Genomic DNA, 22,186 nt, shown 5'->3' with positions numbered 1-22,186 from the left:
AAAAACGGCAGGTTTTATACCATATTTTGGGGGAGTCGTGCTACAGTCTGCCGCTTGTTTCGCTTTTTATTATCCCTGCTTTTTATTGACGCAGGGGGTTCAACGAGAGTCATGTGAATGTTAGATTTCGATAAAATCCCACAATTAAACGATTTATGGTGTGACTTACCACATTTTGAGCAAAATCTGCTGGCGATGGCACAGACTTTACATGTCTCCCTGACAGATTATATTATCGACCATATTTCGGTACGCTGTCATCATCAGGCAACGGCAGAACGCTGGCATGAGGGATTGCTACAATGCGCTGAACTGCTTTCGGATAATCTAATTAATGGTCGTCCTATTCGTCTTTATGATTTGAAAAAACCAATTCAGGTGGCTGGGCAGGATGTCTATATTATTGAGCTGCCTTTTCCAAAAGATAAAACCTACCCACAAGAAAGTTGGGAACATATTGAAATGGTAATTGATGTCGCACCAGAAGCACTTGCCGAAACGGCTCGTCGTTTGTTGCCAGAGTCACTACCTGAAGGTTACTCCTATAAAGTTAGTCAGCCGAAAGGTCAGCAAGAAAGACTGCCAAATCCGACTTTGGCCGTGACAAACGGCTTAATTACTCTCAAATATCACCCATTTTCCCTTAGAAACATCGTTGAAAGCGAAAAATAAGTGATGCAATTAACGTTATTGGTCATTACTCAGATATAACTCTAAACGGTGTGATATCACGCAGATAACATTTAATAAAAAATGGCATAGTTAGTTGAATGTCTAATAAAAAGCACGTTTTGGCCCTCAATTTTCAGCTCTTATTCTACTGAGCTTATGACCATTTTGGAGATCTTCATGGCGAAACTGGAAATTTGCTGTTTTGGTATCGAATGCGCCCAAGTTGCGCAAGAATATGGTGCAGATCGTATTGAACTCTGCTCGGGGGCAGCGGATGGGGGATTAACACCCAGTTATGGTTATTTAAAACTGGCACGCGAGAAACTTCATATTCCCGTTCATCCAATTATTCGTCCACGTGGTGGGGATTTTTGCTACAATATGAGCGAATTTGATGTGATTCGCGAAGATTTGCAGATGATCAAAGAGATGGGGTTTCCCGGCGCTGTGGTGGGGATCTTGGATCCTGAAGGGCGTATTGATGTTGAACGCATGCAAACTTTGATGGAAATAGCGGATGGTATGGCAATAACTTTCCATCGTGCTTTTGATATGTGTATCAATCCGTTATTGGCTTTAGAACAACTCAAAAACCTAGGTGTGGCACGTATTTTAACGTCCGGTCAGCAGCAAAGCGCTGAATTAGGTTTGCCATTACTCAAAGAGTTACATGAAAAAAGTCGTGAAATAGATGGCCCAATCATTATGGCTGGTGCAGGGGTTCGATTGGCTAATCTGACCAAGTTTATGGAGATTGGCTTAACTGAAGTGCACAGCTCAGCAGGTAAAACCGTTCCTTCCAGTATGAGTTATCGCAAGGCGGGTGTGACCATGGCATCGAACAGTGAAACCGATGAGTTCACGCACTACTGTGTGGATGGACCCACGGTAGAAGCCATGATGGACTTTATTTCAATCACGGAAAAAGTGCCGGCATAAGTCGCAAATTCAGAATAGGACTGACTGAATTTATGATAAGGAGAGTTAAGATAGGGAGGTTAAATACCTCCCCGAGGTTGATGACAAAGAGGGATAAAAACGTGGTTTTTCCCTCTTTGTGTTATCAGGCGAAAATCAATAAATTGATTTTCCTTGTTAATTTTACAACCCAAAAGAGCCATTTCCAAACCTGATGGGTTTGCTCATGGTCTGAGGGAGGTTAAATACCTCCCTTTGTTTTTAGATTTTTTTACATTGTAAAAACTAAAAACGACTGAATGAATTTTAAGGAAAAAATCATGCTGAAAAAAGTTATCTTAGCGTCGTCGCTTGTTCTCTTCACTGCCTCCTCATTTGCATATTCATTAGCTGAAAAAGAGAAGCATCAAAGGTATGAAACGGAAGTTTCCTCTCAAGTCTCGGCATTAAATAAAACGTGTGGCTCTGAGATTAAAGTGAGTTTTGATTGGTCGACCTTCACCAAAGAGCAACTCGATACCATCGGTATTGATGGCTATAGCAAAGAGATGCTTAAGGGGATAGCCAATGTCTGTGAACACTCTGAGCTCGCAAAACAATCAGTCGGTGAGAAAATCAAACATATTACCTATTCCTATACAAAACCTAGAGTGATTGAATTGAAAGAGGGCTCATTATCACTAGGCATGGATTTTGATGCGGCGAATGATACTAAAGCGGTAGAAGAGTATTTGATGAATAATTTATAAACTGGAATACCGTTGTTCAAATAAAAACAAAAACGTCCGAGAATTGAATATCAGCTCTCGGGCGTTTTACACATAACGGTATTAAAAACCGTCACGGGGTCTATTTTACGGTTTTTTCGCGACTAAGATCGCTCGTAAAGGCGCGGGATAACCTTCAATCGTTTTGGTACTATCATTAGGATCTAAAAACTCAGCTAATGAATCCGTTTGCATCCAATCGGTGCGGCGCTGCTCTTCTAATGAAGTGACCGCTTGGTCAACAATGCGAACATCCACAAAACCACATTTTTCTAGCCACACTTTGAGCATTTTGGCGGAAGGAATAAAGTAAACATTGCGCATCTGTGCGTAACGGTCGCCAGGGATCAGGCATTGGAATTCATCACCTTCTACCACTAAGCTCTCTAATACTAATTCTCCCTCACTGACTAATTGGTCTTTCAATTGCCATAAATGATCAAGCGGAGAACGACGATGATACAGAACGCCCATAGAGAATACGGTATCAAAGGCTTTCAATGCGGGGAGTTGCTCTATACCTAAAGGGAGTAAATGTGCGCGTTGATCATCGCCTAACAGTTTTCTTACGGCTTCAAATTGGCATAGAAATAGTTCAGTTGGATCGATACCGACCACAAACTCAGCACCTTCACCCAACATACGCCACATGTGGTAACCACTCCCACAGCCCACGTCTAATACGTGGCGACCTTTTAATGGGGAAATATGTGGTAGAACACGATCCCACTTCCAATCTGAACGCCACTCAGTATCAATCTCGACGCCATACAGGGAGAATGGACCTTTGCGCCATGGTTTTAATTGCCCTAAAATATTGTTTAAACGGCGAGTTTCGCCCTCGGTTAACTCAGGGTCGCGTAGGGCGGTGACACTGTTTTTGATATCGAGCTGGGTTGGTGTCATTACGGGAAGGTTATCTAACATTTTCTCCCATGAAGAGAACCCGCCATGCAAACCGTCTTTTTTCCATTCCGCTAGCTGCGCAGGTAACGTTTCTAACCAATGGCTAAGAGGACCAATCGCAATTTGTTGATAGAAGCGACCAAAATCGATCATAACTACCCCTCTTTTAAGGCTAATAAGGAACCGAAATTAAAGCATTGGAACCAGACTTCACAGTGGGTAAACCCGACACGCTTTAAACGAGTTTTATGTGCCTCAACAGAATCAGTGAGCATCACATTTTCCAACATGCTGCGTTTTTGGCTAATTTCAAGCTCGCTATAGCCGTTGGCACGTTTGAAATCATGGTGCATATTGAACAGTAATTCACCGATTTGCTGATCTTCAAAATTAAATTTTTCAGATAGCACTAAGATTCCACCCGGTAATAATCCTTGGTAAATTTTAGTGAGCAATTTTTCGCGGTCATCAGGATTTAAAAACTGCAATGTGAAGTTAAGGATGACCATTGACGCATTTTCAATGTGAATATCGCGAATATCCCCTTCGATAACATCCACCGGTGTTTCGGCTTTATAAGCATCAATATGCCGGCGGCAGCGCTCGACCATTGCTGGGGAGTTATCAACCGAAATGATTTTGCAGTTTTCCACGGAGATATTTCGGCGCACAGATAGTGTTGCCGCACCAAGAGAGCATCCAAGATCATACACTTGGCTATTTGGCGTAACAAAACGACCCGCTAACATTCCAATCATAGTAATGATATTCGAGTAGCCCGGTACGGAACGTTGAATCATATCGGGGAAAACTTCAGCCACTTTTTCATCAAACTTCCAGTCACCCAAATTGGCGATTGGTGCAGAAAAAAGGCTGTCTTTATGGTTTGGATCCTGACTTGACATAGACTTGTATTAAATAGAAGAACAAAAGTAGTGGCGGATTGTAGCAGAAAGCAACTGAACCTGAAAACCAATCCGCACAGAAGGAAGGGTAAAATTAAAGCGTAAAGGAAACCATTTGCAGCCATGGTAGATAATACGCATTGGCAAGGAGCATTAACCCGATAGCGAGATATGTCCCCATCATCCCCATTCGTCGTTGTGAATAATCATGATTTTTTAAACCATAAGAGTGCAGAATGCGGCTCGCAATGAGTACAATTCCACACACATGGATCATCCAAACTTTGGCACCATTCATCTCCATTAACAGTAATAAAATTAATGAAATTGGAATGTACTCGATAGCATTACCATGCACGCGAATAGCCGTTTGTAATTCAGAAAACCCACCATCGCCAACAGACACACGGTACTGATTTCTAAGCTTTACTACATTTAGCGATAATCTCAGTAGCAGTAAGGCACCTAGTACAGCGTATAAAGAGCTGACCATTTTTTTGCTCTACCTCCATGGAGATAAATTAAATTTTCTAAATTTTAAAACCTAATCAGTAAATCTACAAATAGAAATAATTCATTTTTGAGTTATTGAATAAGATTATCGGCTTTAAGCTGTTTCAATATTTCAATGGCAGTCGTAGAGCAGCGGTCGGCGTCAGTAGAATCTAACCACGCCAGTTCCGCAATTTCAGCGGCAGGCTGGGGCGTGCCATCATAGTTAGCCTGATAACAACGAATACAGACTTGTGTGCCATCTTGCTTGCCATCTGCCAGCCCGACAAATTCACCGTAAAACTGGATAGAGTCGGGATGCAGGGTTAACGTCAATTCCTCATCGACTTCACGGGAAAGGGCTTGTTGGTCTGTTTCACCATGCTCACGTTTTCCTCCTGGGATATAAAATAGAGTTTTATTATGAGAGCGGACCATTGCCACTTTACCGTTTTGGACAGTAATTAAACCTAACTTATCAATGATTTTAGTGCTCATGATATTGCCTTTGAGTGCAGTAAAAAGCAGGCGTAAAACCACCTGCTTCAATCTTATTTTTTCTCGATAATTTTGACCAACTCATAACGGATACTTGATGCATCAGCGGGAGGGTTAGGGATATCAAATTGTTGAACTTCTACTACGTAGTGATAACCAGGTTCGTAGTTAAACCCTTGAATTGAGCTATAAAAATACTGCCATTCATCAGTTGGTTTTTCTTTTACTTTCATGCATTTCATTGGTGCAACACCAACGCAGTCAGCGAGAGAGGAATCGATATAAAAGACTTTGTTATTATTAGCAGGCTTCATCGTATTGGCATTGGTTCCGTTTTGACATCCTGCAAGCAGAACAAGAAAGGATGATGCGAGTAGAATTTTTTTCATAAAGTGTCCTCTGATTTCAGGCGAAAGTGTCTGAATATGAGTAATTATAGCAAAATGAAATGGGTAATAATTCCCAAAAAAATGATGATCTGACAAACAATCAAATTTTAATCATCAACTCGATATGCAATCTTTTTCATCTGCTGAGAAGGTCGCGTGAGAATCGTTTTTCTGGGTAAGGACAGTTTTTATTGATTATAGATAGTTTTTTTGTATCAATTTCGCAGTTAAGCTATAGAGCAAACTGTTTGTCTAATAGAATTTCCTATATAATGTCTGCCTTTTTTGACATTCTGAATTTTCAGCTCCGTGTTTCTTAACGATTGGTTTTATAAACAATAGGTTTCGCAAACACAACGTTTAGCAAATGGGTTCAGCAAAATGCCAAATTCCCGCAGCAAACTAAAGCACAATACGCTGAGTAAACAATAAGCTGAGTAAAAGGATAGAGTATGCGTACTAATTATTGTGGGCAATTAAACATTGCTCATGAAGGCCAGAAGGTCACTCTTTGTGGATGGGTAAACCGCCGTCGTGACTTAGGTGGTTTGATTTTTATCGATATGCGTGACCGTGAAGGTATCGTTCAGGTTTTCTTCGATCCAGAACGTAAAGACATATTTGAGAAAGCGTCAGAACTGCGTAATGAGTTCTGTATCCAAATCACAGGTACGGTACGTGCGCGCCCAGATAGCCAAAAAAATAAAGACATGGCAACGGGTGAGATTGAAATCTTTGCTGAAGGTCTGGACGTTTTTAACAAATCTGAACCTCTTCCGTTAGACAGCAACCAAACTAATACAGAAGAGCGTCGCTTAAAATACCGCTATTTAGATTTACGCCGTCCAGAGATGTCAGATCGTCTGCGTACTCGTGCGAAAATCACCAGCTTTGTTCGTAACTTTATGGACAAAGAAGGCTTTATGGACGTTGAAACACCAATGCTAACGAAAGCGACGCCAGAAGGGGCGCGTGACTATTTAGTGCCTAGCCGTGTCCATAAAGGCAAATTTTATGCCTTACCACAATCTCCTCAGCTGTTTAAACAATTGCTGATGATGTCTGGTTTTGACCGTTACTATCAAATCGTAAAATGCTTCCGCGATGAAGACTTACGTGCTGACCGTCAACCTGAATTCACCCAAATCGATGTTGAAACGTCGTTCATGACGGCGGAACAAGTTCGCGAAGTGATGGAACGCATGATCCGTAATCTGTGGATCGACGTGAAAGACGTTGATTTAGGCGACTTCCCAATCATGACTTTCGCCGAAGCGATGCGTCGTTATGGCTCCGATAAGCCAGACCTGCGTAACCCGATGGAACTGGTCGATGTGGCAGACATCGTTAAAGATGTTGAATTCGCCGTATTTGCGGGGCCAGCAAATGATCCTAAAGGTCGTGTCGCGGCACTGAAAGTGCCTGGTGGCGCAGTGATGACCCGTAAGCAAATTGACGAATACGGCAATTTTGTGGGTATCTATGGTGCGAAAGGCTTAGCGTGGATGAAAATCAACGAATGTGCGAAAGGCTTAGAAGGCATCCAAAGCCCAGTCGCGAAATTCCTGAGCTTAGAAATCATTGAACAAATTATCGAGCGTACGGGTGCAGCGGATGGCGATATCATTCTGTTTGGTGCAGGTGCGAAAAATGTTGTGACTGACTCTATGGGGGCACTACGCCTGAAAGTGGGTCGTGACTTCGAGCTGACGGACTTAAATAGCTGGCAACCACTGTGGGTTATCGACTTCCCAATGTTTGAAGAAAACGGTGAAGGTGGCTTAACGGCTATGCATCATCCGTTCACGTCACCAAAAGATTTCACTCCGGAAGATCTGGCGAAGAACCCTGAAGATGCAGTAGCGAATGCCTACGATATGGTTATCAATGGTTACGAAGTGGGTGGTGGCTCTGTCCGTATTCACCGTAGCGAAATGCAACAAACTGTATTTGGTATTTTAGGCATCAACGAAGAAGAACAACGTGAGAAGTTCGGCTTCCTGTTAGATGCGCTGAAATACGGTACACCACCACATGCAGGCTTAGCATTTGGTTTAGACCGTTTAGTGATGCTGTTAACTGGAACTGATAACATCCGTGATGTTATTGCATTCCCGAAAACCACCGCAGCGGCATGCTTAATGACCAATGCACCAAGCCATGCAAACCCAGATTCGCTGGCAGAATTAGCGATTGCGGTTGTGGCGAAAGAAGAAGAGTAATGGAAAATTATAAGCGCCCAGAATCGGTATTAGTCATTATTGTGGCTGAAAAAACGGGGCGGGTGCTTATGATGCGGCGTAAAGATGACCCTGACTTTTGGCAGTCTGTGACCGGGAGTCTGGAGCATCATGAAAATAGTGCTGCCGTTGCAGCACTTCGCGAAATCAAAGAGGAAACGGGGTTTGACCCGCAACCAAATCAATTACATGATTTGTCGAAAAGTATCATCTTTGAAATTTTCCCGCATTTCAGGCATCGTTATGCACCGGATGTGACCCACTGTAAAGAACATTGGTTTAAATTGGTGCTCAGCGATGAACAAACGCCATTGCTGACTGAACACACTGAATTTCGTTGGCTTGACCCGCAACAGGCGGCGGAGCTAACAAAATCGTGGAGCAACAGCCAGGCTATTTTAGAATTTGCTGTTTAATTATTTATTGACGTTTTTGGAGATATTTCATGGCAGGTCATAGTAAATGGGCCAACACCAAACACCGTAAAGCGGCACAAGACGCGAAACGCGGTAAAATTTTCACTAAAATTATTCGTGAGCTGGTGACTGCTGCGCGTTTAGGCGGCGGCGATCCGGCAACTAACCCTCGTTTGCGTGCTGCTGTGGATAAAGCATTATCAAACAACATGACGCGCGACACCTTAAACCGTGCTATTGCGCGTGGTGTGGGTAATGATGACAACGATAATATGGAAACCATCATTTATGAAGGTTACGGTCCCGGTGGCACCGCGGTTATGGTTGAATGCTTGAGCGATAACCGTAATCGTACAGTATCGGAAGTTCGCCACGCGTTTACCAAAACGGGCGGTAACTTAGGCACTGATGGTTCTGTATCTTACCTGTTCACCAAGCGCGGCGTAATCACTTACGCACCGGGTGTGGACGAAGATGCGCTGATGGAAGCGGCACTCGAAGCCGGTGCAGATGACGTTGAAACATATGATGATGGTGCAATGGATGTTTACACCACCTTTGAAACGTTCGGTGCCGTTAAAGACGCACTAGATGCTGCTGGTTTCACTAGCGAAGCCGCTGAAGTTTCTATGATCCCATCGATTACAGCTGAACTTGATGTTGAAACAGCACCAAAATTAATGCGCCTGATCGACATGTTAGAAGATTCAGACGACGTCCAAGAAGTTTATCATAACGGTGATATCTCTGATGAAGTTGCTGAGCAACTGTAATTAAGATGATGTCTGCGTAGAGAAAGCGGGCTGTGTCCAGCCTGTTTTCTCTAACGCCTCTTCGACCTTCATTTTTTCTTTTATTTGCTATATTTATGATTAAGCGAACGCTATTTACACTGTGATTGCGGTGGGAATGGTGATATTCCTATGTTGCCATTGTGGCAGTCATTAGATGGCGATAAGATGATATGAAAATAAATAAAGAGCAACTATAGGTTTTATATGGCGATTATTCTAGGTATTGACCCTGGTTCGCGGATCACAGGATACGGTGTTATTCGCCAACAAGGTAGACAATTACTTTATCTAGGAAGCGGGTGTATTCGCACGCAAGTTGATGATTTACCAAGCCGTCTGCAACGTATTTATGCGGGAGTCTCGGAAATTATCACCCAATATCAACCGGATGTTCTATCCATTGAACAAGTTTTTATGGCAAAAAATGCGGATTCAGCGCTGAAACTAGGGCAAGCCCGTGGTGTGGCGATTGTGGCGGCGGCAAACCAAAATATCCCCGTTTTTGAATACGCAGCTCGCCAAGTCAAACAAACGGTCGTCGGTACAGGATCCGCAGAGAAAAGCCAAGTTCAACATATGGTGAAGTCGATCCTAAAATTATCGGCAAGCCCCCAAGCCGATGCAGCAGATGCATTAGCGATTGCCATTACACATTGTCACTTTAATCAAAACTTGTTGAAAGTCGGTGATCCTCGTTTAGTGCTAGCCCGCGGAAGATTAAGATGAAAGCTGGATATGCATCCAGCATTTTTTATGGTATAAACAGCAAAGTTAAAATTTAGGACGCTAATCAAATTTAAGGGGTTCAGTGTGATAGGTCGTTTACGTGGCATTGTATTAGAAAAGCAACCACCCATTGTGTTACTTGAGCTGCAAGGTGTTGGCTATGAAGTTCATATGCCAATGACCTGTTTCTATGAATTACCCGAAATTGGTCAGGAAGCTATTGTTTTCACACATTTTGTCGTGCGAGAAGATGCACAGTTACTGTATGGTTTCAATGACAAGCAAGAACGCGCACTATTTAAAGAGCTGATTAAAGTTAATGGTGTAGGCCCTAAACTGGCACTCGCGATTTTATCGGGTATGTCCGCTCAGCAATTTGTGTCTGCCATTGAGCAAGAAGCCATTTCCTCTCTGGTGAAACTACCGGGTATTGGCAAGAAAACTGCCGAGCGTTTAGTGGTCGAAATGAAAGACCGCTTCAAAGGCTTGAATGGGGATCTTTTCAATTCAGTGAGCGATATTGATTTACCAAGCGTGAAGAGCCAAGGGCCAAGCCAAGCAGATATTGAAGCCGAAGCGGCTGCTGCCTTGATTGCGCTGGGGTATAAACCGCAAGAAGCTAGCCGTATGGTGAGTAAAGTCGCGAAACCTGATAGCGATTCTGAAACCCTGATCCGTGATGCCTTACGCGCAGCACTTTAATTGAGAGATTAATACGATGATTGAAGCTGATCGCCTAATTACTGCTGAAGTGCTGCATTCTGAAGAAGAAGCCATTGATCGTGCGATCCGCCCTAAATTACTGGATGAGTATATTGGGCAACCGCAAGTTAAGCATCAAATGGAAATATTTATTCAGGCAGCCAAAATGCGGGGTGATGCGCTTGATCATCTATTAATTTTTGGGCCTCCAGGGTTAGGAAAAACCACATTAGCGGGTATTGTCGCCAATGAGCTTGGCGTTAATTTGCGGACAACGTCAGGACCTGTATTAGAAAAAGCAGGGGATTTGGCAGCAATGTTGACTAACCTTGAGCCGCATGACGTTTTATTTATTGATGAAATTCATCGCTTGTCTCCTGTGGTTGAAGAGATATTGTATCCCGCTATGGAAGACTACCAATTAGACATCATGATTGGTGAAGGTCCTGCTGCCCGCTCCATTAAGATTGATTTGCCACCATTTACATTGATAGGCGCAACCACGCGCGCAGGTTCATTAACGTCACCTTTACGTGACCGCTTTGGTATCGTACAGCGATTAGAATTTTATCAAGTTGATGATTTGCAGCATATCGTGAAGCGTAGTGCCCAATATATGGGGCTGGATATCACCGAAGAAGGCGCCTTACAGGTTGCGATGCGCTCTCGTGGAACACCACGTATTACCAACCGTTTATTACGACGCGTGCGTGATTTTGCGCAAGTTAAAGGCAATGGCAGTATTGATGAGTTGATTGCGAGCCAAGCACTGGATATGTTGAATGTGGATGCTGCCGGCTTTGACTATCTTGACCGTAAACTGCTGGTGGCCATCATCGATAAGTTTATGGGTGGACCTGTTGGCGTCGATAACTTAGCTGCTGCTATCGGAGAAGAGCGCGAAACCATCGAAGATGTGCTAGAGCCTTATCTTATTCAGCAAGGGTTTATTCAGCGAACCCCAAGAGGGCGGATGGCGACGGCTCATGCCTATTTACATTTTGGATTAACGCCTAAAGAAATTTAGCTTTAAACGTATTGATTAATACAAAATTGCTATAATTGAAATAATACTAAAGCTATACAAAATGAGATGACCTCAGTGATTGATTCCCAGTTACTGAGGTTTTTTATATCCATCTCTTACTTGATTGAGAAAGGATTCCTGTTTAGTGAGTAAAAAAGGTCATTGAGATTGTATTTCAGCAGGTTTTAAAATAGATGCATTGATAATAATTTTTATTATCATGTGGTATTTTTTCTCTTATAGAAGGTTAAGCTCAATATGAATAAAATCTCTTACAAACTAACGCTTGCTGCGCTTTTATTTACAGTCGCAGTGTCTGGTTGTACAAAAAATACAACATCCATCACGAATAAAGAAACTATTGAGAGTTGCTCTCGATATCTGCCTGAAGGGTCAACATATTGGGTGAGTATCGAGGGTGAAATAGATCTTAATAAGAAATTCCATGGCGATTTGAATGTTAATGTACCCGACGATAAATCAGACGATCCAAAATATTCAGGTGAAGGATTCAAAGTAAAGGTAAATCAATTTATGAATTGTGTCGGTGGATTTATAAACGATAGTATTGGCGATATAGAAGTAACTGTTAAAAATGGAACACAGAAAGTGGAACAATAAACGACCTTGAGTTTAACTAAAAACCCGCTAAATGAGCGGGTCTTCTAGGATTGACTTTTATTAAGATACTCAGTGTTATACAACTAGTTTTTTGTTTTTACACATAAACTCAAGATAAACAAAATGGCGGATGTGAGCACAACGGAAGGACCTGCCGGAGTATCGTAAAATGCCGATAGGGTTAGCCCACCAGTAACTGAAATCATGCCAATCCCAATCGCGGTAAGTGCCATTTGTTCTGGTGTTTTTGCAAAACGTCGAGCGGTAGCGGCAGGGATGATCAGCAAAGAGGTAATGATCAGCGCACCAACAAATTTCATTGCGATCCCGATAGTTAACGCCGTTACCATCATCAACAATAAGCGAGAACGTTGTAAGTTAATACCATCCACAAAAGCCAATTCTGAGCTGACTGTCATGGATAAAAGCGCCCGCCATCGATAAAAAAGCAACCCGCAAACGACAACCACACCGATTAAAATCGTTATAATATCTTCATATGTTACTGATAACAAATCACCAAATAGATAAGCCATCAGGTCAACACGGACATTTGCCATTAGGCTGACAACCACTAATCCCAAAGAGAGTGAGCTGTGAGCCATAATACCGAGTAATGTGTCGACGGCTAACTGAGGTCGTTTTTCTAGCCACACAAGAATTAGGGCTAATAATAGAGTCACTGCGATAACGGCATAGAACGGGTTGATATTCAGTAGTAAACCGAATGCAACACCTAATAAAGACGCGTGGGCGAGAGTGTCACCAAAGTAGGACATGCGGCGCCAAACCACAAACGAGCCTAAAGGACCCGCAGCAATCGCGAGTAACATACCTGCAATCCAACCAGGTAGTAATAACTCAATCATGTTGGCAGTCCTTGCTGTGTTGGTGGGTTCTAATCACATTACCTTCTAAATCATGTTGGTGATTATGCTGGTGGCGATAAACGCCTAATTGCTGTGCTCCACGGTAGCCAAACATAGCAACGAATTCAGGGTGATTAGACACGACGTCAGGGGTACCCGAACAACATATATGCCCATTAATGCATAAAACTTGGTCCGTTTTTGCCATCACTAAATGCAGATCGTGAGAGACCATGAGAACCGCGCAACCCAGTTCAGTTCTCAATTGATTGATTAAATCATAAAGTGCGACTTGCCCGTTAATATCGACACCTTGGGCGGGTTCATCAAGAACCAATAAATCGGGCTTATTGAGTAGTGCGCGTGCGAGCAGAACCCGTTGAGTTTCACCGCCAGATAGCTTTTGCATAGGTTGGTCAATGAGATGTGTCGCTTTGACGCGCTCAAGTGCGGGGACTAAATGTTCCACGCGGACACCTTGCTTTAACATCATAAATCGCTTGACGTTTAAAGGTAGGGTTGTGTCCAAATGCAGTTTTTGGGGCACATAACCAATCGCGAGAGATGAGGCTCGGTTGATTGTACCTGACGTTGGCGATAGCAAGCCTAGTACCACGCGGACAATCGTCGATTTACCAGCACCATTAGGACCCAATAATGTCACGATATCACCTTTGTTCAGAGCAAAAGTGACATCTTTTAAAACGGGTTTATCGCCAAATGAAACAGAAATTTTATTTAAAGATAGTAGTGGTTGCATATGAAAACATCTTGCAGAAATCAAGTTGTGTTATATTATAACATTTCAATTTTAAGATCACGGAAAAATGTTCATGATACACAAATCGAAACTTATTACCCGTAAATTCATCTGCAAAGCCACGTTAGCCTCAGTTTTAACTGCATCGATATTGCCGATGGCAAATGCCGATGTCGTTACATCTATCCGTCCTTTAGCCTTCATTGCCGCTGGAATTGCGGATGGGGTGACGGATACACAAGTTTTACTTCCGGATGGTGCTTCGCCACATGATTATGCACTGAAACCATCGGATTTAAAAAAGATAAAACAAGCAGATTTGTTTGTTTGGGTTGGTCCTGAATTAGAGATGTTTTTAGAGAAGTCGATCAATGGGTTAGCTCAGAATAAACGTCTAGCGTTAGCCGAACAGAAAAATATTCATGCGCTATTAATGGCAGAAAACCACGAGGAGGAAGATAGCCATCAACATGCCGATAAGCCTAATCATGATGAGGATCACGAACATCATCACCATGGTGAGTATAATATGCACATCTGGTTATCCCCAGATATTGCAAATTTGGCAGCCGATGACATTTACGCGCGTTTAGTAGAGCTTTATCCTGATCAAAAAGAGAAGCTGGACGTAAACCTTCGTAAATTCAAAGAAAATATGGCGCAAAGCGATAAGAAAATTGCTAGTATTTTAAAACCGGCTCAAAATAAAGGGTATTTTGTTTTTCACGATGCTTATGGCTACTTTGAGAAACACTATCAGCTTGCTCCATTAGGGCATTTTACGATAAACCCTGAGATTCAGCCCGGTGCCCAAAAATTGCATCAAATACGAACACAACTGGTTGAGCATAAAGCGCAATGCGTTTTTGCTGAGCCACAATTCAGGCCTGCGGTTATTGAAAGCGTAGCGAAAAATACGGGAGTCAAAATGGGTACTCTCGACCCACTTGGTAGTGGGCTGGCAATTGGACCAGATAGCTACATGAAGTTTCTGACGACGTTATCAGAACAATACGCAAGCTGCCTGAATTAAGCATAGAGGAATAGTTTAAAGTGCAGCAAATGGCAAGTGGTATTGTGCAGGCATTTAATGGCTTGTCCAAGACCCATAAAATTGTGTTGAGCACACTCACTGTCGCCACCATGGCCGTCGCAATTTGGCGGCCAGTACATATCCCTACCTCCCATGAACGTGACAGCTCTCCAGATACCATCATTCCTTTATCTCAATCTACGATTGAAACAGAAGGGGATGATTTAATTCAAGATAGTAGCGAACAGTTACCTGACGAAGGTGTTGCTGATACAGATACTGACGCATCTGATGCGGATGCGACGCCACTTGCTCATGAATATGTTGTTTCAAGTGGTGATAATTTATCGTCCATTTTGACGCAGTTTGGTATCGAAGCCGGCGATGTGGCAACACTCTCGAATCAACATAAATCATTACGTAACTTAAAAATCGGTCAAACATTAAGTTGGACATTGAACGCGGATGGCGAATTAGAATCCTTAACATGGGATGTTTCTCGTCGCGAAACGCGTATCTTTAACCGTGTTGGTGCGACCAATAAGTTCGAAGAAGTGAAAGAGATCCGCAAAGGCGATTGGTCCAACACGGTGATGACGGGCTCCATCGATGGCACATTTGCTCAAAGTACGAAAAAAGCGGGTTTGACGCGTACTGAAGGGCGTGAAGTTACCAAGGCGTTGCAGTGGCAAGTTGACTTTAATAAGCTGAAAAAAGGCGATAAATTTACGGTCCTTATGGGGCGTGAAATGCTGAATGGTACACATGAGCAGAGTCAATTAGTCGGTGTTCGTTTACAGTCTGGCGGTAAGAATTATTACGCTTTCCGCGCAGAAGATGGTCGCTACTATGATAGCGAAGGTAATGGATTAGAACGTGGTTTCCTGCGTTTCCCAACTGTTAAGCAATTTAGAGTCTCATCGCATTTTAACCCGCGTCGAGTAAACCCTGTCACGGGTCGTGTAGCCCCTCATAAAGGTGTGGATTTTTCGATGCCGGTTGGCACTCCTGTGTTAGCCGTGGGCGATGGTGAAGTGATTGTAGCGAAATACAGTGGCGCCGCAGGTAACTTTATTGCGATTCGTCATGGTCGCCAATATACCACGCGTTATATGCATTTACGCCAATTGTTAGTGAAGCCAGGTCAAAAAGTAAAACGTGGTGACCGTATTGCGCTATCGGGTAATACAGGACGTTCAACGGGACCTCATCTGCATTTTGAAATGTGGGTAAACCAACAAGCGGTGAATCCTCTGACGGCAAAATTACCAAGCTCAGGCGGTTTAACGGGCAAAGAGCGTAAAGAGTATTTAGAGTTGGTCAAAGAGACCAAGCCGCAGCTTAAATTGAAATAGCCATTTCAGTTTCTTCATCCTATGACTGGCAGATACTTGTGTCTGCCAGTTTTTTTTGTAATGCTCTTACACATTCATTTTTGGTTATCAAAATAGCCGTGATTCTTGGGTATAACATGAATAAAGAACAAGATACCGACAGCAAAAAAGGCTATGTGCCAACATTTCACAAATCCTATTTATTACCAAAATATTGGGGAGTTTGGATGGGAGCGGCTGTATTTGTTGCGCTTGCGTACATTCCTGTCAAAGTCCGTGATCCCATGTTGGCTAAAATAGGAAAGTGGGTTGGTCGTTTGGCAAAAAGCGCTCGTCGTCGTGCAAAAATTAACTTGCTCTATTGTTTTCCTGACATGACTGAACAGCAAAGAGAGGTATTGGTTGACCGCATGTTTGAAACCGCGCCGCAATCTTTTGTTATGTTGGCAGAGTTGTGTGTTCGTGGTGCTGAACGCACATTAGCGCGTACTCAGTGGCATAATAAACAAATTATTGAACAGTTACAGAAGCAACAGAGTAATGTGATTTTTATGGTTCCTCACGGCTGGGCGGTTGATGCGCCAGCTATGCTATTAGCAGCGATGGGACAAAATATGGCAGCGATGTTTCACCATCAGAAAAACCCTGTTGCCGACTATTTATGGAATAAAGCACGTTACCATTTTGGTGGTCGCCTTCACTCCCGAGAGGCTGGAATTAAACCTTTTATTGCATCAGTCAGACAAGGTTATTGGGGCTTTTATCTACCAGACCAAGATCATGGGGAAGAGCACAGCGAATTTGTCGATTTCTTCGGTACCTATAAAGCAACATTACCGGCAATCGGTCGTTTGATGAAAGTGTGTAAGGCCAAAATTGTCCCACTGTTTCCGGTGTACGACCATGTTAATCATCAATTGCATATCTATGTTCGCGAACCTATGGATGATATTGATGGAATGGATGATAACTATATTGCTCGTCGTATGAATGAAGAATTAGAATTTTTAGTTGAGCCTAACCCTGAGCAATATACTTGGATCCTTAAGTTGTTGAAGACGCGTAAAGAAGGTGAAATTGAGCCATATCAGCGCAAGGATTTATATCGTTAGATACAAGGTGATATTGTATAAAAAGCCACGGAGATAACTACCTGTGGCTTTTTTGTTTTTAGACGTTACCTATTTATCAATAGATATTCTTTCAGTTTAATTTGCAGGGTGAAACTTCAAGGACATTAAAAATTCATCATGATGGAGTGATATTATAAATACATTGTTATATTCTTAATGGAATGAAATAGTTAGTTAAATTATGGATGATATATGGATAAAACAAAAACGACATTAGAACAATGGATAACGTTACAAGCGATAGTTGATTATGGTGGGTTTGCTCAGGCCGCTGAAGTGTTACATAAAACACAATCATCAATTAGTTATACTATTAGTAAATTAGAGCAAATCTTAGGGATGAAAATATTTGTAGTGGAAAAAAGACGTGCAATATTAACGGCGCAAGGGGAAACGTTATTAGCATTATCTCGAGAGGTCACAAATAAAGCGATTGCATTAGAAATAGCAGCAAAATTGATAAATAAGAAAAATAATAAAATAAAAATAGTTATTGACTCACTTTATGAGAGTGACTGTTTATTACATAAAATTGGAGGGCTAATCAAAAGTAGAAAAGATTATGATGTTGAATTAACAAAAACATTGATGAGTCGAGAAGATATATTCACATTTAAAGAATTTGACTTATTGATATCTCATCATCATTTGGGCTCACTGAACCCTACATTTCTGGGGGAGGTTGATGCCTTACTTGTCACAGAGCCAAACCATGTCCTTCAGCGATGCGCCAAAGATAAAATAAATGCCAAGCTTGAGATGACGCCTCATATTGTTTTATCCTCAAATTTTGAGGATAAAATAAAAAGTCATCAAGTCATTAAAGTAAAAAATACGGAAACTGCGATTAAATTAATTAGCGATTCTATTGGGTATGCTTGGCTTCCTGAAAATATTGTTCATGATTTGATAGCGGAGGGCTTTTTAAGTGAAGTTAATGCTGATTTTGAAAAAGTAAAATATGATTTCTATATTTACAAAGGAAAAAATATCATAATAAATGATTTAATAATAAACTATTTGTTTAATGATTTTTGAACTAATTAATTTTTATTTTAAATTTTTCACGCAAGGTTAATAAGTATTTTTGATTTTAATTTGAAAAATTGAATATAACCATTCATTAACTTAATTAAAATAGGATGTTATATTTCTTGCTTACAAGAAATGTTACCTATATTTCTTTAATAAAATCCAAATCAAAGATCATTTACTCTATTTATAGGAGAAATCATGCATATTTTTAATAAAACTCTAAATATATTGGGAATAAATTTAGCAATGCTTACAGTACCAACCGTGCTGGCTTCTGGTGTAATTAATTTCACAGGAGAAATAACCGAGCAAGCTTGCACTGTAGATAGTAAATCACGTAATTTAAATGTAGATCTTGGTCGTGTTTCAACAAGAAGCTTGTCTTCTCAGGGGGAAGTTGCAGGGGTAACCAATTTCATTATTAAATTGGTTGATTGTCCAGATGATACTAAAGTGACGGTCAATTTTGCAGGGACACGTGACTCAGTTGATCATCATATTCTTGCTTTACATCAAGGGAATGGGATGGCAAAAAATGTCGGTGTTGCACTATATGAAAAGAATGCAGTAACGCCAATAAAGCTGTATGAAAATACGAAAGAAGTTGAATTAGACGGGGACTCCGTTGAATTAGAGTATGTTGCGGCGTATAAAGCGACAGGTGTCGCAACCGCAGGGCAAGCAAACAGCAGTGCGGTCTATAGTATTAAATATCAATAATAATATGAAGGGTGATATTTATCATCCTTCTTTATTTCTATTTTATGTCGGTATTTATATGAAAAAAATCCATGTTACTGTTTTTTTATATTTCTGTTTCATTTCTTTTTCTTCAGCTAAAGGTATTAGTGTGGGGGGGACGCGTTTTGTCTATATGGATAATAAACGTGAAATTACAATTCCAATTTTTAATAGTAGTGATAAAACCCCTTTTTTAATTCAAAGTTGGGTGACGGGGTTTGACGAAGAAGTTAAAGCACCATTTATTGCAACACCTGCTTTATTTAGAATTGAACCCAATAGCTATGGCTCAGCAAGGATTACATATGCTGGAAAACCACTGAGTTCTAATCAAGAAAAAATATACCTATTAAATATAAAATCCATTCCACCTAAAAATGAAAGCATTGAAAATGAATTGCAAATTATCATTAACTCACAGTTTAAGTTTTTTTGCGTTCAAAAGATATTCAGCCGTTAAATTTCGATGACGTTAATATAACGAAAGATATTAATGGGGTGAAAATTGATAATAGAACTCCTTATCACTTATCAATAAAAAGTATTTTAATTAATGGCAAGGGCGTAAAAGGAATAAAAATGATTCATCCTTGGATGAATGAGTATGTTTTAAAACAAAAAATAGAAAGAGAGCATTCTGTTAAAATCGAATTTATCAATGATTATGGTGCCATTGTGGAAAAAAACATGACAAAGAGCTAGCTTATGGGAAAAAACGTTTTTATTAAGGATTGGATTTTTAGTAATAAGTCGATTTTTATTAGCATAACAATTTTTTCATCGATAACCTGTGCAAGTGAAATCTTCGATATTAATGCAATTAATACAGGCATTGATAACCATCTTTCAGATCCTATGCTATTAAATTATCTTTCTAAATCAGAAGGGCAACTTCCTGGTAGATATAGGGTTCATATTTACCTGAATGATGATAGTGTGGCCGATGAATATATTGAATTTATTTTTAGTGAAGAAAATCAAACACTAGAACCGCAGATTACAAGACGGCAGTTAATTAATTGGGGCGTTAAGCCTTCGATATTTTTTAAGAATGATAGCTCTGAAATTGATGAATTCATTGATGTTCGAAAATTCATCAAAGGTGGAAATATTTACCATGATTTTTTTTCTAACCGTCTAAATATCAGTGTTCCTCAAATAGCGATGAAGACAATTAGTCGGGGTTATATTAATCCGATTGAGTGGGATGATGGTGTCGCTGGATTGTTTATTAATTATTCTGTACGTTTTAATCAATCATGGAAAAGTCCAAACAACCATAAATCTATTTATTTTGGATTGCGAAATGGAGTTAATTGGGAAGCCTGGCGATTACGTAATCACAGTTATTACAATAATGTTTACGGTGATAGCCGTTGGAATAGTCTACAAACTTTCTTAGAAAGAAATATTCGTAGTTTAAATAGCCACTTAATTATTGGTGAAACTTCATCAGATAACGGGATTATGGATACTTTTCAGTACCGTGGTTTAAAACTGATGTCAGAAGAAAGTATGCTCCCACAAAGTCAACGAGGGTTCGCACCTACAGTAAATGGTATTGCGAACTCCAATGCTGTAGTGATTGTTCGACAAAATGGTCAAATAATTTATCAAACATCTGTTCCTGCGGGGGAATTTACGTTAAATGATCTCTACCCAACGTCTTTCAATGGTGAGTTGCAAGTGACGATTGAAGAGTCTGATGGTTCGACGAGAGTATTTACACAGCCGTTTTCCAGCGTGCCAGTTATGCAAAGGGCAGGAACATTAAAATACAGTATGGAATTTGGAAAATATCGAGCTGAGAGTGAAGAGCGACAGCCTTATTTTGTTCAGTTTTCTGGGATCTACGGATTACCTATTCACCTATCTCATTATGGAAATTTATCTCTGTTAGGTGGCGTATTCATTTCGGAATATAGACAAACTTATACAGTTGGGGCTGGCGTTAATTTAGGCAATTTAGGCGGAGCTTCATTGGATATGACTCATTCAACATCTCAGTGGGATCCTAATTTAAAGAGCACTGAGCAAACGTATCGTTTTCAATATAACAAATATGTTCAAAATACAGCGACTGGGCTTAATTTATCTGCTCAATATTCTGTTGAACCGGATGGAGATAATTTTATTTCTCAAACAGCAAATATGGATCGAATGTCAAAGAAACAGCGACTACAAATATCGCTTAGCCAATCATTGGGAAACTGGGGATCTTTGAATATAAATGGCTATCAACAAGAGTATTGGGCGCAATCAGGCTCAGATAAAAATTTTACTGTCAGTCTTGCCTCACAGTATCAATCAGTTAATTACAGTTTTTCTTATTCACATTCTGAACAATATCATCGTGAAAAGCGGGATAGAGTATTCTCTTTTACTTGTAGCATGCCATTACGTTGGGGAGAAAATATTTATTGGGGTAATTATCATTACAACACCAGTCGTTACGCTGGCGGTATTAGCACCATAAGCCTGAGTGGCTCAGCACTTGACTCTCATCAGTTACGATATGACCTCACACAGCAATACCATCATAAAAATCAGCAGGTGAGTTACGGTGTTCGCGGTAGTTATTTAACCTCTCATGGGGAGTTTGCTCTTGGTTGGGAGCACTCTCCTCGACATCAAATTGTCCATGCAGCTGCCACTGGGGCATTTTTATTTCATCACGGAGGGGTTACTGCCTCCCGATCATTCTCGGATGCTATTGGGTTAGTTAAAGCTGAGGGCATTAATAATTTAAAAATTAATAATGTACCTTCGTTGTATACCAATGAACAAGGTTATGCAGTGATTCCAATGCTAACACAATATGAGCGTAACAATGTCAGTGTTGATACCTCAACATTAATCGGCAATTACGATGTTGCATTGAATTCAACAACGGTCGTACCCACACGAGGGGCAATTGTTTTGATGGATTTTAAAGCTAAACGTGGTGGTCGCATTGTATTAAAACTAAAACATAATAATCAATTGGTTGGTTTTGGCACTCAAGTGAATGTTCTGGAACAGCAACATAAGATTTCATCGGGAATTGTGGCGACTGATGGGGAAGTTTATTTGAGTGGTGTGCCTGAAAATAGTGTCGTTCAAGTTAAGTGGGGGGCTAATCAGTCGCAACAGTGCCAGTTACCGCTTCATATTGACTTGAGTAATTCAAATATTCAATTCATTGAAGGAACATGCCAGTAGAGGATTT

Annotated in this window: 25 protein-coding genes; 18 read left to right on the top strand and 7 right to left on the bottom strand. The window is 40.9% G+C overall.

Annotation, left to right across the window (positions count from 1 at the left end):
* The first annotated feature begins 117 nt into the window (after window positions 1-117).
* The 3 genes from PR766_RS05750 to PR766_RS05740 all read left to right on the top strand — a co-directional run bounded on the left by PR766_RS05750 (window position 118) and on the right by PR766_RS05740 (window position 2,339).
* Window positions 118-672, top strand: a complete 555-nt coding sequence (locus PR766_RS05750; RefSeq protein WP_154636633.1) for a VOC family protein — start codon at window positions 118-120, stop codon at window positions 670-672.
* A 177-nt stretch (window positions 673-849) separates the two neighbouring features.
* Window positions 850-1,611: a copper homeostasis protein CutC gene (gene cutC / locus PR766_RS05745; RefSeq protein WP_006661844.1), complete on the top strand. Its 762-nt coding sequence runs from the start codon at window positions 850-852 to the stop codon at window positions 1,609-1,611.
* A 299-nt stretch (window positions 1,612-1,910) separates the two neighbouring features.
* Window positions 1,911-2,339, top strand: coding sequence for a hypothetical protein (locus PR766_RS05740; RefSeq protein ID WP_006661843.1), 429 nt, complete (start codon window positions 1,911-1,913; stop codon window positions 2,337-2,339).
* A 105-nt stretch (window positions 2,340-2,444) separates the two neighbouring features.
* Here PR766_RS05740 and cmoB read toward each other — a convergent pair whose 3' ends face one another.
* The 5 genes from cmoB to PR766_RS05715 all read right to left on the bottom strand — a co-directional run bounded on the left by cmoB (window position 2,445) and on the right by PR766_RS05715 (window position 5,547).
* Window positions 2,445-3,416, bottom strand: coding sequence for a tRNA 5-methoxyuridine(34)/uridine 5-oxyacetic acid(34) synthase CmoB (gene cmoB / locus PR766_RS05735; RefSeq protein WP_006661842.1), 972 nt, complete (start codon window positions 3,414-3,416; stop codon window positions 2,445-2,447).
* Window positions 3,417-3,418: 2 nt separating this feature from the next.
* On the bottom strand, window positions 3,419-4,168 hold the full coding sequence (gene cmoA / locus PR766_RS05730) for a carboxy-S-adenosyl-L-methionine synthase CmoA (protein ID WP_154636632.1): 750 nt from the start codon (window positions 4,166-4,168) through the stop codon (window positions 3,419-3,421).
* A gap of 94 nt (window positions 4,169-4,262) precedes the next feature.
* Window positions 4,263-4,661, bottom strand: coding sequence for an MAPEG family protein (locus PR766_RS05725; RefSeq protein ID WP_006659953.1), 399 nt, complete (start codon window positions 4,659-4,661; stop codon window positions 4,263-4,265).
* 92 nt (window positions 4,662-4,753) lie between these two features.
* Window positions 4,754-5,158, bottom strand: a complete 405-nt coding sequence (locus PR766_RS05720; RefSeq protein ID WP_036963543.1) for an NUDIX hydrolase — start codon at window positions 5,156-5,158, stop codon at window positions 4,754-4,756.
* A gap of 53 nt (window positions 5,159-5,211) precedes the next feature.
* Window positions 5,212-5,547 (bottom strand): DUF4377 domain-containing protein, encoded by a 336-nt coding sequence (locus PR766_RS05715; protein ID WP_036963545.1) that lies wholly within the window; start codon window positions 5,545-5,547, stop codon window positions 5,212-5,214.
* A gap of 452 nt (window positions 5,548-5,999) precedes the next feature.
* Between PR766_RS05715 and aspS the strand changes: the two genes are divergently transcribed.
* The 7 genes from aspS (at window position 6,000) to PR766_RS05680 (ending at window position 12,073) form a co-directional block, all read left to right on the top strand.
* Window positions 6,000-7,769: an aspartate--tRNA ligase gene (aspS, locus tag PR766_RS05710; RefSeq protein WP_154636631.1), complete on the top strand. Its 1,770-nt coding sequence runs from the start codon at window positions 6,000-6,002 to the stop codon at window positions 7,767-7,769.
* Entirely contained in the window at window positions 7,769-8,203 is a 435-nt protein-coding gene (gene nudB, locus PR766_RS05705) for a dihydroneopterin triphosphate diphosphatase (protein WP_006659949.1), read from the top strand. Before aspS ends, nudB begins: the two co-directional genes overlap by 1 nt.
* A gap of 29 nt (window positions 8,204-8,232) precedes the next feature.
* Complete coding sequence (locus tag PR766_RS05700; RefSeq protein ID WP_006661839.1) at window positions 8,233-8,976, top strand: YebC/PmpR family DNA-binding transcriptional regulator; 744 nt, start codon at window positions 8,233-8,235, stop codon at window positions 8,974-8,976.
* Between the two features lie 225 nt (window positions 8,977-9,201).
* Window positions 9,202-9,723 carry a crossover junction endodeoxyribonuclease RuvC gene (gene ruvC / locus PR766_RS05695; RefSeq protein ID WP_006659947.1) on the top strand — a complete coding sequence of 174 codons (522 nt, stop codon included), beginning with the start codon at window positions 9,202-9,204 and terminating at the stop codon, window positions 9,721-9,723.
* 84 nt (window positions 9,724-9,807) lie between these two features.
* Complete coding sequence (gene ruvA, locus PR766_RS05690) at window positions 9,808-10,425, top strand: Holliday junction branch migration protein RuvA (protein WP_006659946.1); 618 nt, start codon at window positions 9,808-9,810, stop codon at window positions 10,423-10,425.
* Window positions 10,426-10,441: 16 nt separating this feature from the next.
* A complete protein-coding gene (ruvB, locus tag PR766_RS05685; protein WP_006661838.1) occupies window positions 10,442-11,452 on the top strand; it encodes a Holliday junction branch migration DNA helicase RuvB in 1,011 nt (336 codons plus the stop codon).
* A gap of 258 nt (window positions 11,453-11,710) precedes the next feature.
* Window positions 11,711-12,073: a hypothetical protein gene (locus PR766_RS05680; RefSeq protein ID WP_154636630.1), complete on the top strand. Its 363-nt coding sequence runs from the start codon at window positions 11,711-11,713 to the stop codon at window positions 12,071-12,073.
* Between the two features lie 83 nt (window positions 12,074-12,156).
* On the opposite strand, the gene znuB is transcribed toward PR766_RS05680, so the two are convergent.
* The gene (gene znuB, locus PR766_RS05675) at window positions 12,157-12,942 is read right to left on the bottom strand and encodes a zinc ABC transporter permease subunit ZnuB (RefSeq protein ID WP_006659943.1); all 786 of its coding nucleotides are present in this window, start codon (window positions 12,940-12,942) and stop codon (window positions 12,157-12,159) included.
* Window positions 12,935-13,702 (bottom strand): zinc ABC transporter ATP-binding protein ZnuC, encoded by a 768-nt coding sequence (gene znuC / locus PR766_RS05670; protein WP_154636629.1) that lies wholly within the window; start codon window positions 13,700-13,702, stop codon window positions 12,935-12,937. The genes znuB and znuC overlap by 8 nt, the downstream gene beginning before the upstream one ends.
* A gap of 73 nt (window positions 13,703-13,775) precedes the next feature.
* Between znuC and znuA the strand changes: the two genes are divergently transcribed.
* The 8 genes from znuA (at window position 13,776) to PR766_RS05630 (ending at window position 22,179) form a co-directional block, all read left to right on the top strand.
* On the top strand, window positions 13,776-14,735 hold the full coding sequence (gene znuA, locus PR766_RS05665) for a zinc ABC transporter substrate-binding protein ZnuA (RefSeq protein WP_154636628.1): 960 nt from the start codon (window positions 13,776-13,778) through the stop codon (window positions 14,733-14,735).
* Between the two features lie 20 nt (window positions 14,736-14,755).
* Window positions 14,756-16,090, top strand: a complete 1,335-nt coding sequence (mepM, locus tag PR766_RS05660; protein ID WP_006661834.1) for a murein DD-endopeptidase MepM — start codon at window positions 14,756-14,758, stop codon at window positions 16,088-16,090.
* A gap of 116 nt (window positions 16,091-16,206) precedes the next feature.
* Entirely contained in the window at window positions 16,207-17,181 is a 975-nt protein-coding gene (gene lpxM / locus PR766_RS05655; RefSeq protein ID WP_006661833.1) for a lauroyl-Kdo(2)-lipid IV(A) myristoyltransferase, read from the top strand.
* Window positions 17,182-17,394: 213 nt separating this feature from the next.
* A complete protein-coding gene (locus tag PR766_RS05650; RefSeq protein ID WP_036975819.1) occupies window positions 17,395-18,240 on the top strand; it encodes a LysR family transcriptional regulator in 846 nt (281 codons plus the stop codon).
* 195 nt (window positions 18,241-18,435) lie between these two features.
* Window positions 18,436-18,957 carry a fimbrial protein gene (locus PR766_RS05645; RefSeq protein ID WP_006659937.1) on the top strand — a complete coding sequence of 174 codons (522 nt, stop codon included), beginning with the start codon at window positions 18,436-18,438 and terminating at the stop codon, window positions 18,955-18,957.
* A 58-nt stretch (window positions 18,958-19,015) separates the two neighbouring features.
* Window positions 19,016-19,438 carry a fimbrial biogenesis chaperone gene (locus tag PR766_RS05640; RefSeq protein WP_230086863.1) on the top strand — a complete coding sequence of 141 codons (423 nt, stop codon included), beginning with the start codon at window positions 19,016-19,018 and terminating at the stop codon, window positions 19,436-19,438.
* Between the two features lie 38 nt (window positions 19,439-19,476).
* Complete coding sequence (locus tag PR766_RS05635; RefSeq protein WP_230086862.1) at window positions 19,477-19,680, top strand: hypothetical protein; 204 nt, start codon at window positions 19,477-19,479, stop codon at window positions 19,678-19,680.
* 3 nt (window positions 19,681-19,683) lie between these two features.
* The gene (locus PR766_RS05630; protein ID WP_154636627.1) at window positions 19,684-22,179 is read left to right on the top strand and encodes a fimbria/pilus outer membrane usher protein; all 2,496 of its coding nucleotides are present in this window, start codon (window positions 19,684-19,686) and stop codon (window positions 22,177-22,179) included.
* The last annotated feature ends 7 nt before the right edge of the window (window positions 22,180-22,186 follow it).

The sequence above is a fragment of the Providencia sp. PROV208 genome (assembly GCF_028479465.1).
GTDB classification, from domain to species: Bacteria; Pseudomonadota; Gammaproteobacteria; order Enterobacterales; family Enterobacteriaceae; genus Providencia; species Providencia alcalifaciens.
The sequence above is the reverse complement of the archived record's forward strand: the minus strand, read 5'-3'. Positions and strand labels throughout refer to the sequence as shown.